At 37.6% G+C, this 14,457-nt stretch carries 9 protein-coding genes; all 9 read left to right on the top strand.

What is annotated here, in order from left to right; genetic code table 11:
• Positions 1-687 precede the first annotated feature (687 nt).
• The 9 genes from BMZ99_RS12305 (at position 688) to BMZ99_RS12265 (ending at position 14,454) form a co-directional block, all read left to right on the top strand.
• Entirely contained in the window at positions 688-1,794 is a 1,107-nt protein-coding gene (locus tag BMZ99_RS12305) for a class II glutamine amidotransferase domain-containing protein (RefSeq protein WP_090937467.1), read from the top strand.
• On the top strand, positions 1,782-3,416 hold the full coding sequence (locus BMZ99_RS12300) for a glutamate synthase-related protein (protein WP_090937465.1): 1,635 nt from the start codon (positions 1,782-1,784) through the stop codon (positions 3,414-3,416). Before BMZ99_RS12305 ends, BMZ99_RS12300 begins: the two co-directional genes overlap by 13 nt.
• Before the next feature lie 12 nt (positions 3,417-3,428).
• The gene (locus BMZ99_RS12295) at positions 3,429-5,735 is read left to right on the top strand and encodes an FAD-dependent oxidoreductase (protein WP_090937462.1); all 2,307 of its coding nucleotides are present in this window, start codon (positions 3,429-3,431) and stop codon (positions 5,733-5,735) included.
• A gap of 399 nt (positions 5,736-6,134) precedes the next feature.
• Entirely contained in the window at positions 6,135-7,214 is a 1,080-nt protein-coding gene (locus tag BMZ99_RS12290) for a GGDEF domain-containing protein (protein ID WP_090937459.1), read from the top strand.
• 45 nt (positions 7,215-7,259) lie between these two features.
• Positions 7,260-8,123, top strand: coding sequence for a carbon-nitrogen hydrolase family protein (locus BMZ99_RS12285; RefSeq protein WP_245754945.1), 864 nt, complete (start codon positions 7,260-7,262; stop codon positions 8,121-8,123).
• Between the two features lie 359 nt (positions 8,124-8,482).
• Positions 8,483-9,655: an ABC transporter substrate-binding protein gene (locus BMZ99_RS12280; protein WP_090937453.1), complete on the top strand. Its 1,173-nt coding sequence runs from the start codon at positions 8,483-8,485 to the stop codon at positions 9,653-9,655.
• A gap of 361 nt (positions 9,656-10,016) precedes the next feature.
• Positions 10,017-11,189: an ABC transporter substrate-binding protein gene (locus BMZ99_RS12275; RefSeq protein ID WP_090937451.1), complete on the top strand. Its 1,173-nt coding sequence runs from the start codon at positions 10,017-10,019 to the stop codon at positions 11,187-11,189.
• Positions 11,190-11,546: 357 nt separating this feature from the next.
• Positions 11,547-12,713 carry an ABC transporter substrate-binding protein gene (locus BMZ99_RS12270; RefSeq protein ID WP_090937448.1) on the top strand — a complete coding sequence of 389 codons (1,167 nt, stop codon included), beginning with the start codon at positions 11,547-11,549 and terminating at the stop codon, positions 12,711-12,713.
• A gap of 847 nt (positions 12,714-13,560) precedes the next feature.
• Complete coding sequence (locus BMZ99_RS12265) at positions 13,561-14,454, top strand: branched-chain amino acid ABC transporter permease (protein ID WP_090937445.1); 894 nt, start codon at positions 13,561-13,563, stop codon at positions 14,452-14,454.
• Positions 14,455-14,457 lie beyond the last annotated feature (3 nt).

The raw sequence follows: 14,457 nt of genomic DNA, 5'->3' as shown, positions 1-14,457 counted from the left end.
TATTTACTAAATTATACACAGGGTTAAAGCTTACGTATTTTGATTTGATAACGGAATTATTTTGTATACTGAAAAACAATGCAATACATAATGAGCTATTAATATTTTGTCAATTTCGCAAAGAGTAGGAATGTAAAGGAACAATGAATGTGCGAATAGAAATATAGGCTGAAATAGAAAAGAAATATGTGAATAATTATACAAAATCGATACCTGAAAGAGAGTGATTATCAGTAATAACTGTAGGATTTTTCAGAAAAAAATAATATTTTTCATGTATATAAAGTGTATAATGTATTATTTTTTATACATATTGACAGTGAAAGCTTTCGTTTTTATAATGTAGTAAGTGAAACAAAAACGTTTCCTGTAATAAGACAAAAGGTTTTTAGGAGTGTACCTAGGGTTCCGCGCTATTTAGTGGTCTGGTCCAAGCGGTACAGGTGCAGATCGCACAACACCGTGGGTAAAAAAGGCCCTGCGGAAAGTCCTGGATAAGTAAGGTTTGCTGGTAGGCATTTTCTACTTAGAACCAACTTCACTATCCAGTGGTTTCCCGGGTCTTTTCTGTTGCAATGATATAAGTTGCTTTTTTCACGATCGCTCATTGAGAGTGCTGCCCTGGTCTAAGAAAAGATAGTTGTATAAATTTAAAATTTAGCTTGGTATGAAGGAGTGGGGGAAGATATGTGTAGAATTGGCGCCATTAAAAGTAAAGAGTTTTTCCATCCATCAGCAGCGTTGCATTTAATGTTACCGCAGCAAGAGGGACATGATAATTCAGGTTTTGCGATGGTTATGCAGGACCTGGCAGGAGTTTTTTCAAAACATAAGGATAAGCCTTTATTATCATTGGCCTGTACGCAAAAGGGAGCAAAGCTGGTTGAAGACTATATGGAGGCCAATGATTTTCGCCAATTGGCAGAATGGATTCCTCGTGGAGTTAAAAACGTAAAACTTGATATTAAGGCTATGCCTTATTATATTTTTCGCAATTATGATTACCCTGAATATTATCGTGATGCTTCAGAAGAGGCAAAAGGCGAGTTATTGCTAGATACTAGACTGGCGCTGCGTGAATTGTTGGAAAAGCAAGATCAAGGCTATGTTTATTCTTTTTGGCCAGATGTTTTGACTTTAAAAGAAATTGGTGATCCTTGGGACATTGCTACCTACTTTAAGCTGTGGGACAATAATGGTGACTTGATGGCAAAAAATGTAGTTGTCCAATGCAGGCAAAACACAAATTATGATATTGTGCGTTATGCGGCTCATCCTTTTTTCTTGCAAGGTTATACTTTGTGTGCTAATGGAGAAAACACTTTTTATACCAAGAATAAAGAATATCAAAAATCCTTACATCGTGGGTATATTGGTTTTGAGTCTGATTCCCAGAACTTTCTGTATACCTTGCACTATGTACTACAAGAATTAAAATGGCCTATTAAATATTATAAACACGTGATTACTCCTCTTCCATTTAATGAGCTTAGTTCTCGTTCCGATGGTGCTGAACTGAGGGCAATCAGACAATCATTAGGCTCTTTAGAAATTAATGGACCGAATACAGTGATTGGTATGTTGCCTAATGGTAGTATTATGACCTGTTGCGATTCTAAGAAATTACGACCCGTAGTTGTAGGCGGGGATGATACAATGGTAGCTATTGCTTCCGAAGTATGTGGTTTAAATGCTATTTTGCCTCATCGCAATCAAGAACTAGATGTATATCCAAATGAACGTGAAGTGGTTATTATTAATGACGCATTGGAGGTAGAGAGATGGAAACAGTAAATACTCAGGATATCACAGTAAATGATTTACCTTGGAAAATTGAATATAAGACTGACCGCTGTACTATGTGCGGTAGCTGTGTTGCAGCTTGTACCTTTCAGGCAATCATGCCTGCAGTAGAGCGACGTTCTGTTACAGTCTCTACTGGTCATCGTCCAGAACCAAGCCAAAGACATAGCGCGGTACTTATGATTAAACAACAAAATAGCATAGAAAATGCCTGTACGGGTTGTGGAATGTGTGAGAAGATATGTCCCAACCAAGCTATTAAACCAGTCCGAAATCCTGACTCTCGTTTTAGTCTATTAGCAAGAAAGGGTGGATCGCCAATTAAGCGGGGAGGGCGTACCAGCTTAAATAGTGGACGCACATTGGATAATATTATTGTAGGGCGTATATCACAGATGACTGACCCTGCTTTGGATTCAGAGCGTCATACATTTGATATCTTAGCGCCTTTTGGAAGGGTACTAATGCCTCACGAACTACCTTTGAGTTCGGTAAATGGTACATTGAATTTGACAGCTAAATTACCGCCTGTAAACTGGATTTATCCTATTATTTTTAGTGATATGTCAATTGGGGCTTTGTCTACTAGAGCATGGGAAGCTATCGCTATGGCTACAGCCTATTTGAATGAAAAGCATAACATGCCTGTGCGTATGTCCTCCGGTGAAGGCGGAATGCCTGTTAAACTTCTAGAATCAGAACAGCTTAAATATATGATATTGCAAATTGCATCAGGACATTTTGGCTGGAACCGAATCGTGAAAGCAATACCTAAAATGAAAGTAGATCCAGCTGGAATATTAATAAAAATAGGTCAAGGAGCAAAGCCTGGTGATGGAGGGCTTTTACCTGCAGCTAAAGTCGCTGATCATGTGCAAGCGATTCGTGGTGTACCAAAAGCCGACTTGATGTCGCCACCGAATCACCAAGGTTTGTATTCAATAGAAGAATCTGTACAGAAAATGTTTTTATCAATGAATGCAGCGTTTAAATTTAGGGTTCCAGTAGCGATTAAATGTGCTGCTTCTGCAACATCTGTGTCTGTATATAATAATTTGTTGCGTGATCCTTATCGAATCTGCGGTGGATTTTTCATAGACGGTATTCAAGGTGGTACAGGGGCCGCTAATGAAATCTCTCTTGATCATACAGGACACCCAGTAGTTTCTAAAACACGAGAATGTTATTTGTCTGCAGTAAAACAAGGGCGACAAGGACAGATACCTTTATGGGCTGGCGGCGGTATCGGACTTACTGGAAATGCAGCAGCTGATGCGTTTAAGGTTATTTGTTTAGGTGCCAATGGGGTATTTCTAGGCAAAATATTGATTCAGCTGTTAGGCTGTGTAGGGAATGAACATGGCAGATGCAACGCCTGCAATACAGGCAAGTGCCCAGCAGGTATTTGTACACAAGATCCTCGTCTTGTTGAGCGATTAGATATTGATAAAGGGGCACAAAATATTGTGGAATATATGCTGGCCCTTGACAGTGAATTAAGAAAATTAATGGCACCAATAGGCAATAGTTCTTTGCCGGTGGGGCGCTCGGATGCTTTAGTAACAACAGATCAAGCCATTGCTGAGAAATTGGCAATTCAGTATGTGTGTTAGGAGGAAACCAATATGTTTAAGTTAAAAAGTCTTGACGGAAGTCAGCGGATGTCCACTCAGGATTTGCTGCAAGTAATTAATGAAGCAGTGGCAGCAGGGGAGACGGAATTTCATATTGAAGCCTCTGGCCAACATGATATTGGAGGACCTTTATGGCATCCGGAAGGAAAAGACCTCAAATTTTTAGTAAAAAACCCTGGTCAACGTGTAGGATCTATGTGTTTGGAAGGTACAGAAATTATTGTAGAAGGCTCTGCTTCTGCTGATGTAGGTTGGCTGAATGCTGGTGGTAAAATTGTAGTTCGTGGTGATGCGGGTGATACGGCTGCTCACTGCGCAGCATCAGGCAATATTTATATTGGCGGTAGGGCGGGTACTCGTTCAGGTTCCTTGATGAAACATGATCCTTTATATGCACCACCCGAATTTTGGGTTTTAAAAAATTGCGGCAGTTTTTCCTTTGAATTTATGTCCGGTGGTATTGCTGTAGTTTGCGGATATGACAGTGAAAAGTTTGAGTCTGTGTTAGGCGATCGTTCTTGTGTAGGAATGGTAGGGGGAACTTTATATTTCCGGGGAAATGCTTCAGGAATTTCCAAGAAAGATGTCAAAATTAAGCCTCTTGATCAAGAGGATATTGCCTATTTGGATGGCAAAATGGATGATTTTGTGACATCCATTGCGCGTTCGGAAATAAGGGATGAATTAAGTAATTGGTCCGAATGGTATAAAGTAGTACCATTACGATATGAGGAACGCAGCAAAACATCTCAAACGAAAATCCTTCCTTTTCGTACAGAAGAGTGGGTTCCAAATGGTATTTTTAGTGATGTTTTAAAGGATGATTTTTCTGTAATTGGTTTAGTTACGACAGGTGTATATCGGCAACGCGTTCCAGTTTGGGAAAATGCGTATTATGCATCTCCATGTGAATTTAATTGTACGGCTTCAATTCCATCTCAACGCCGCTATAATTTGTTGCGAGAAGGAAAAGTGGAAGAAGCTTATAAATTGGTATTGGAGTATACCCCGTTTCCTGGCTCTGTTTGTGGAGCAGTGTGCCCTAACGTTTGTATGGAAGACTGTACACGTAAAAATCTTGATATTTCTGTACAAATTGGTGAGCTTGGTACCTATTCCAAAGATGTTACGTTAGATAAAGCAGCCGTACCTAAAGGAAAGAGTGTAGCTATTATTGGAGGTGGTGCTGCAGGTTTGACTGTAGCATGGCAGTTAATTCGCCAAGGTTATGATGTAACAGTTTTTGAAAGCGATTCAAAAATGGGAGGGAAGCTAGAGCAGGTTATACCTCGTTCACGGCTGCCTCAGCAAACGCTGTCAGCAGAATTAAAACGTATTGAAGACATGGGTGTGATATTTAAAAATAATACGAAGGTAGATAAAGAAAAGTTTTCTGAAATAAGAGCAAATCATGATGCAGTGGTGGTAGCTACCGGCGGTCACAAAGGCAGAGTCATTCCGTGGCCAGGGCATGAACGTATTATTAAAGGAATTGATTTTCTAAAAGGAATCAATAAAGGAAAATCTCCCAAAGTCGGTAAACATGTAATTGTAATTGGTTGTGGTAATTCCGGAATGGATGCAGCGGTCGGTGCTTATGAAATGGGAGCAGAATATGTTACCTGTATTGATGTACAAAGACCAGCTGCTGATGCGAAAGAAATTGCCCATGTAGAAGATCTAGGAGCGACTTTAATGTGGCCGGTTATCACAAAAGAGGTTACAGCTGAAGGCATTATTACGCAAGATAATGAATTTATTAAAGGGGATACCATTATAATTGCAATTGGAGAAGTGCCTGAACTTGAGTTCTTACCAGAAGAAATTATAATTGAAAAAGGACATTTGAAGGTTACTGGAGATTGTCGTATTGCAGAAGGGGTGTATACGGCCGGCGATGCTATAAAGCCGGGACGTATGGTAGATGCCATCTGTGCGGCACGTCATGCAGCGGCAGCGGTGGATGCTTATCTGACAGGAACTGCCTATCAAATGCAGCCAAAAACTAAAATCGATAAAAATAGATTAAGTACGGCATATTTTAAAAAATGTCATTCCTGTGATGTTCCTAAGGCAGATGATGATCATTTACGTTGTATTAGCTGTGGCACATGCCGTGATTGTCACATGTGCGAAAGGTCATGTCCAGAAAACGCAATTACTCGTACATTGGGATCAGATGGAAATTTTGAATATGCTTCTAATGCTAATAAATGTATAGGCTGCGGTATTTGTGCAGGAATTTGCCCTTGTGGTATTTGGTCAATGCATGCGAATAAGCAACCGATTCATGCCTAGATAAAGAAGCTAAGATTCAGACGGTAGTTCGACGCCGTCTGAATCTTAGCTATAGTTTGGAAAGTTCGGCCCTCTTACTGTTGATTATTTAAAAAGAGTTTATAAAACGGGATAAGTCATCGGATAATTAAATTAAGCGCATTTTTGAGACCAATTAATATTGGTCTCAAAAATGCGTTTTTAAATATAATAAAGATCAAATTTTAGGCAGGAATTTGGAAAAAAGTGGAGAACCCAGCAATAGAGATAAATTTGATTTCACAATGCTAAAAAAGATAGTTTTATTTAAGCTGGTCTTTTATCATTTTCTTAGGAGGATGATAAAAGCAAAATAAAGTTAAAAAGCGACTTAGATTAAGTCGCTCTTTATCAGTTAATAAGTATAAAAGAGGGTTTGGCATGTTTGAAGAAAAAACGTATAGAAAGGTACGGATTGTATTTATTGCAAATGTTATTGCATTAGCTTTTTGTTTGGCTTTAGTCCTTGCAAAAGCACCGGATGAGTCCAATGAGCAGCTTCCTCTCTACAGCATGGTAATAATAGTATATGGTGTGCTAATTACCTTATCAATCGGCAGACGAAACCTGTATTATCAGATTTTTTCTTTTATTGTTACAAATGCTGCATTGGGATACTTATATTGGTATACGCCCGATTCTATGGCAATGATATTATTTTATTTCTATGCAGTACAGATTGCACTACAGTATAGTCCTAGATATTCGTTAATCGGATCCATGCTTATCTCTTGTGTGTATGCTGCAGTTAGCTTGAGTCAAGCGGATGGAATTGTAGAAAATAGGTTATCTATATACATGCATTCGTTGCTTATTGTTAACATGAATGTATTGGTTCTACACTTATCTCAACTAGAGGGGCGTGCTATTTCTCAAAATGAAAAGGTCAATCAATTGTTAAATCAGATGGAATCTTCTTATAAAATGGTTAGCAGTCTAGCAGAAAAAGATGAGTTGACAACTTTATATAATTATCGATCTTTTCGGAAAAGGCTCAACGAAATGCAGCCAAGTAATATAGCAATACTACTTCTTGACGTAGATTATTTTAAGGTATTTAATGACTCTTATGGGCATTTATGTGGTGATGCTGTATTGCGAGATATTGCCATTGTGCTGAAAAATAGTTTGAGGGAAAGGGATATGGTTTTTCGTTATGGCGGTGAAGAGTTCGCAGTTATATTGCAGTGCAATAATGAACAGGAAATACAAGCAGCTGCTTTGAGGATTTCCAATAATATAGAGCAGCATGCCTTTCAGTTTGGAGAAGAAACTGAACTACATGTTACGGTTAGTATTGGTTACGGAATTGGCAATGAAAAAATCAAAACAGCAGAAGAACTCTTTAAAATCGCAGATGAAGCTTTATATAATGCGAAAGATAGCGGCAGAAATTTAATTGGCTGTCCCAATGGTGAAATCTGTACTTCGGATTTAACTTCATTGCTAAGAGTAATGTAATGCAGGGTGTAGACGACGCTATTTTTGTATATAGTCAAGGAGGGAATGAAAGTGAAATCCAATTCTATCACCTTAGGAATTTGTCAATTACCTGTTACATCAGATAAATCATTAAACATACGCAATGCGGAAAAGATGTTAAAAGCAGCAGCTGAAAAAAAATGCAAGATTGCTATATTACCTGAAATGTTCAATTGCCCTTATGATGCAAAATTTTTCTCAGAGTATGCCGAATCCTATCCCAAGGGTGAGACCTTTACCATGTTGTCTCAAACAGCAGCACAAGAGCATATGGTAGTAGTAGGCGGATCTGTACCTGAAAGAGATGAATACGGTAATATCTTTAATACCAGTTTTATCTTTGATGAACGGGGAGATTTACTAGAACGGCACAGAAAAGTACACTTATTTGATGTGGAAATAGCAGGTGGTACTGTATTTAAGGAATCAAGCATCTTATCAGCGGGGCAAGATATAACAGTAGTCAAGGCCGCAGGATTGATGTTGGGAATTGGTATTTGTTATGATATACGATTTCCAGAGTTATCACGTTTAATGACTCTTGCTGGCGCTAAGCTACTTATATTTCCAGGTGTTTTTGGCATGACAACAGGCCCAGCCCATTGGGAGTTATTAATGCGAGCTAGGGCTGTTGACAATCAAGTTTTTGTAGCAGGAGCAGCACCGGCTAATTTTCGAGAATCATCATATCAAGTATATGGGCATTCCATGGTAGTTAATCCATGGGGACAAATCGTATCAGCAGCTGGCGATAAAGAAGAACTGCTTATCGTAGAAATTGATCTTGAAATCCTAAATACGGTTCGTCGGGAGTTGCCATTATTACAGCACCGCAGAGCAGATGTATATGAGCTTTGTCAGAAAAAAGGGGAAACTACTTTCGTATAATAAATTCGGTTAGGTTACAAAAATGAGGAGATTCGTAAAAGGCAAAAGTCTAGGATTGACGTTGCTTTATACGGATCTTTTCTTTTTTATAAAAAAATAGATGTTCATTAACAGAAGACATACGTTTATAAAGTAATAAAAAAAACTAACAAAAGCCTTGACAGTAGGTAACGAAGTAAATATAATAGCCTACAGATACAAATATGTTGCAGTTGTGTACTTTCCTAACAAATGTCTTTTTAAAAGATGTAAACATGTAATAAAATAGGATGAAAACTTAGAAAAGTAACTGCTATATTTTTAAGAAAGGCGTTTTCTTGATTAGGACGCCCAATATCATTAAGAATGGAGGAATTATCATGGGAAAAAGAAGATTATTGTACACAGGTTTAATAGCGGCACTGTCTATGTTAGGAATGATGGTGGCAGGATGTAGCTCAACTCCATCAGCTTCCGATTCGAAAGAAATAAAAATAGGTGCAAATATTGAAATGACAGGTAGTGTTGCCAATTATGGTAAATCCGCTTTTAATGGCATCCAATTGGCATTTAAAGAGGTTAACGCCGCTGGGGGCGTTCTGGGCAAGCAGATTAAAATTATTCAAGCAGATAATAAGTCAGAAGCATCGGAAGCTACTAATGCGATGACGAAGCTAATCACACAAGATAAGGTCTCTCTTATCATGGGACCGATTACAAGCTCCAATGCAATAGCTGCATTACAGGTGGCACAAGATAATAAAATTCCTGTTATTACTCCAACAGGTACAAATGCTAAAATTACTGTAGATAATGGTAAAGTAAGACCCTATGTTTTCCGCAGCTGTTTTATTGATCCGTTTCAAGGTATTGTAATGGCTAATTTTGCTGCGACAACACTAAAGGCCAAAACTGCAGTTATTTATATTGATAATAGCTCAGATTATTCCAAGAATTTGGCGGAATCCTTTGAAGCTCAGTTTGTTAAAAATGGTGGAACTGTTATAGGAAAAGAAGCATTTTTACAGAAAGACCAAGATTTTAAATCCACTTTGACCAAAATAAAAGCACTAAATCCTGAGACTATCTTCATTCCTGCATATTATGAGGAAGTAGGTAAAATTGCAAAGCAAGCTCGCGAGATGGGAATTACCGTACCTTTTATTGGTACAGACGGATGGGATGATCCTAAAATAGCAGAAGTTGCTGGTGCTGCCGCACTAAATAATACATTCTTTAGTAATCATTATTCTTCTCAAGATACAGATCCTAATATTGTGAAATTTGTTGAGGCCTATAAAAAAGAATATGGGCAGGAGCCAAATGCTTTCGCAGCTTTAGGATATGACGCAGCACTAATGGTTGTTGATTCAATAAAAAGAGCCAATAGCGCTGAACCTGAAAAAATAAGAGAAGCCTTGGAAAAGATTAAGGATTTACAAGTTGTAACAGGAAAAATTACGTTGGATGCAAATCACGATCCAATTAAGAGCGGTGTAGTAATCGAAATGAAAGATGGCAAGCAAACATTTAAAGAAAAAATCAACCCATAAATAAAAAAATGGACTCGGCTTAAGCCGAGTCCATTTTTTTTATTTATGGGTGAAAGTCACGGTTCGTTAAGATGTTATATATAAGGACAATTTTAAAACATAAGTCTTAATAAAAAGTATTGACAGTAAAGTTAGGAGTAAATATAATAGCATACATACACAAATATATTCTGGTGGAGTACTTGAAAACAGAATGTATTAATAAAAGTGTAAAGTGTAACATAAGGGGGCAGGTAAAAGTCGCAATTTTGTGTGAAGGAAAAAATCAAACCAAATGTTACTTAGACGCTTTTAGGTTTTAGCGGTAGGAATAGGGAGTATCGATTTTATAATACATGTTAAAATATGAGGAGGAGTAATGATGTCAAAGAAAGGCTTTTCACTTATTGGTTTATTCGTTACGGTAGCCATGTTCGGTTTGATGTTGGCGGGATGCAGCTCTACTCCAGCTGTGAGTGATTCCAAAGAAATAAAAATCGGTGGAAATTTTGAGTTAACTGGTGGAGTAGCTAATTTTGGCAAGATGACAACAAATGGTATTCAGCTTGCTTTTAAAGAAGCTAATGCTTCAGGCGGTGTTCTTGGCAAGCAAATAAAGTTAATTTTAGCGGACAATAAATCAGAACCATCTGAGGCCACTAATGCAATCACGAAATTGATTACCCAAGATAAGGTTCCTCTTGTTATGGGACCTGTTGCTAGTTCTAATGTGTTAGCGACCTTGCAGGTATCACAAGATAATAAAATTCCAGTCATTACAGCCACTGGTACGAATTCAAAGATTACTGTAGATAATGGTAAAGTAAGACCGTATGCCTTCCGTAGCTGCTTTATAGATCCGTTTCAAGGAACTGTTATGGCGAACTTCGCAAGCAAATCATTAAAAGCAAAAACAGCTGTGATTTATATTGATAATAGTTCTGATTATTCTAAAGGGCTGGCCGAATCTTTTGAGACTCAGTTTGTTAAAAATGGTGGCGTGATTGTAGGTAAGGAGGCCTTCTTGCAAAAAGATCAGGACTTTAAGTCGACGCTTACGAAAATAAAAGTAATGAATGCAGATACTATTTTTATCCCTGCATACTATGAAGAAGTAGGCAAAATTGCAAAGCAAGCTCGAGAATTAGGCATTACCATTCCTCTTATCGGTACAGATGGCTGGGATGACCCTAAGGTAGTAGAAGTTGCAGGGGCAGAGGCAATGAATAATACATTCTTTAGTAATCACTATTCTTCACAAGATACAGATCCTCGTATTGTAAAATTTGTAGAAGCATATAAGAAAGAGTATGGTCAAGAGCCAAATGCTTTAGCTGCATTGGGGTATGATGCGGGCTTAATGGTTATTGACGCGATTAAACGGGCAAATAGCACGGAACCTGATAAAATTAGAGATGCATTAGAAAAAACAAAAGACTTGCAAGTCGTAACAGGAGTAATCACTCTGGATGCAAATCATGACCCTGTTAAGAGTGGTGTTGTTATCGAAATGAAAGATGGAAAACAAACCTTTAAAGAAAAAATTAATCCATAAATAAAAAAGAACTTGGCTATGCCAAGTTCTTTTTTATTTATGGATCAGTTGGTTTATATCTCTTTAATGAGTCAAATTCTTTTTATTGGATAAAATAAAAAAAGATGGATTTTATTTACAGCATTCGTATTGCAAATAAATAGCAAGATTTTTTTGAAAAAAATGAACATATCTATTGAGAGAGGACAATTCGTCGAAAGTCCTTTGTATGAGTATTGACAGTGAAGAACAATATGTCTATAATACAGCTTGTGATAAGTACGAATATCCGTCTGAGGAGGACTTGGGCGCATTTCGAACAGTGGATACGGACTTTTAAGTTAAGAAAATACATATTTAGAAGGAGAATGAGCATTTATGAGAAAAAGAAACAAGTGGATCGGTGTTCTTATTGTTATCGCCATGTTAGGTTTAATGGCAGCGGGATGCAGCGGTAAACAAGATAGTAACGTTATTAAACTTGGTGCTAATTTAGAAATGACAGGCGGGAATGCAACTTTCGGTAAATCTGCAAGCAATGGTGCTAATTTAGCAATTAAGCAAATCAATGCTAATGGTGGTGTTTTAGGTAAACAGCTGAGTTTAGTGGTTGCAGATAATAAGAGTGAAGCAGCAGAAGCTGCAAATGCAATGCAGAAATTAATTACGCAGGATAAGGTAGTAGCTGTTATTGCACCAATTGCATCTTCTAGTGTAATTGCTGGAGCTCAAGTCAACCAAGATAATAAAGTTTTAGCAATTAGCCCAACTGCATCTAACCCTAAAGTGACAGTAGATCCTACGACTAATAAGGTTCGAGATTATTTATTCCGAGCAGCATTTATTGATCCTTTCCAAGGCTCAGTAATGGCGAATTTTGCTACGAAAACCTTAAAGGCTAAGACTGCAGCAATATACATTGATAATTCCAGTGACTATGCTAAAGGTTTGGGTCAGTTCTTTAAAGAAACCTTTATTAAAAATGGTGGTACAATTGCAGTGGAAGAAGCGTACCTAGCAAAAGATACAGATTTTAAAGCAACATTAACAAAGATTAAAGCTGCAAATGTGGATGTCGTATTTGTTCCAGGGTATTATCAAGAAGTCGGCATGATTGCGAAACAAGCTCGAGAAATTGGCTTAACTATGCCGCTGCTCGGTGGTGACGGCTGGGATTCTGCGAAACTTCCAGAAATTGCTGGAGCTCAAGCGCTGAATAATACATTCTTTGCAAATCATTATTCACCGGATGATAATAGCCCAGCAATTAAGACTTTTGTTGAAGCTTATAAAGCAGAATATAAAGAGACTCCGGATGCTTTTGCTGCATTAGCTTATGATGCCACTATGATGGTTATTGAGTCTATTAAACGTGCCAATGGTGTTGATACTGTGAAGATCAAAGATGAATTGGCAAAGACAAAAGATTATAATGCCGTATCGGGATTAATTACGTTAAATGAAACTCATGATGCTGTAAAAAGTGCTGTAATTATTGAGATGAAAGATGGCAAGCAAACTTTTAAAGAAAAAATAAATCCTTAATCATTAATAGGATAAGTGTCAACATATTGACATTCATAAGAAAGAGTATCTCTAAACTCTTTCTGAAGCAAAAAGCATAAGATTTAGTTTAAACCACAAAAGCGCAATGCTACTGGCGTGGCATTGCGCTTTTGTGGTTTTTTGAAAATGAATGGTAAAAATTACCTGATCATAAAGTGTAGTTATAATAGATACTGTCAATCCACCGACGAATATGTCAAATTACAGACGTATATAGCTGTACAGGATAATCAATCTATTAGAAATTGTTAGCGTTTCATAACATCGTTTAAAAAAGGCTGATCACATGTCAGAACATATAATATAAAGGCTGCAGAACCATAAGGAATGAATAAGTGCTAATGCTAGAACATAAATGGCATAATACTTGCATAAGTATAAAGCAATACGATCCTAACTTGCAAAACAACGAAAAAAGTATTCTACAAATAATTGATTGTATTTATGGAAGAGATTAACCGAGGAAATCAAAGATAAAAGTATTGACAGTAGAAGACAATGTATCTATAATTACGTATATATTATAGGGAAATGTCCACACAAAGATTTTAAGAGGAGTTATGAGGAATCCTTATAAGAGCTAAAAAGCACATATAACCTGTTGAGAGGCTGTTTTAAAATATCCAGATGCTAGTCCTTACGAGCATTTGAACGAGACGTACAAAGACGTATGTTTAGTGAAAACGCACAGGGACAATAATGGTAAATGGGAATTTTGAAGTAGACTCTATTAGACTTTATTCCAGTTCTACTTTCTAACCTGAAAAAAATAGGGAAAAGGCATCGCTTTAACCCTTAAAAATAAAAAAATGTAGGAGGCGAAATCATGGATTTTTCAGTTACTCAGCAATTTTTACAGCAATTAATAAATGGTATATCTCTTGGCAGTATTTATGCACTCATTGCTTTAGGTTACACAATGGTGTATGGAATTATTAAGTTGATTAATTTTGCGCATGGTGATATTTATATGGTGGGTGCTTATGTAGCATTCTTTGCGACGACAACCCTCAAACTTTCTTTTTTGCCAGCACTAGTTGTGTCCATGGTCGTGGCAGCCATAGTTGGGATGACAATTGAAAGATTAGCTTATCGCCCACTTCGAAAGGCGCCCAGAATCGCGATATTAATTACGGCAATTGGTGTATCTTTATTATTAGAGTATGGCGGAATGCTTCTTGTTACACCACAGCCGAGAACATTTCCAGCCTTATTTGAATCTCAAGTTTATAACTTTGGTAATATTGTAGTGAATAGTCAACAGGTTATTATCCTTGCAATATCTGTAGTTTTAATGATTATTTTAACCTTCGTCGTGCAGCGTACCAAAATTGGTAAAGCAATGCGGGCTGTATCTTTCGATACCGATGCAGCGAGATTAATGGGTATTGATGTTGACCGTGTTATTTCAATTACATTTGCCATTGGTTCTGCATTAGCAGCTGCCGCAGGCATGTTAGTTGGTGTATATTATAATTCCATTGATCCTTTAATGGGTATTATGCCAGGACTTAAAGCATTCGTCGCTGCAGTTCTGGGGGGAATTGGAGTAATTCCAGGGGCGATGCTTGGTGGTATTATCATGGGCGTCATCGAAGCGATGGTAAGTGGCTTTATTTCATCTACGTTCCGTGATGCTGCAGCATTTGCCATTTTAATTATCATTTTACTGTTTAAGCCTTCAGGCTTATTGGGTAAAAACGTTCGTGAGAAAGTGTAGGTG

The sequence above is a fragment of the Pelosinus propionicus DSM 13327 genome, from assembly GCF_900114615.1.
GTDB classification, from domain to species: domain Bacteria; phylum Bacillota; class Negativicutes; order DSM-13327; family DSM-13327; genus Pelosinus; species Pelosinus propionicus.
The sequence above is the reverse complement of the archived record's forward strand: the minus strand, read 5'-3'. Positions and strand labels throughout refer to the sequence as shown.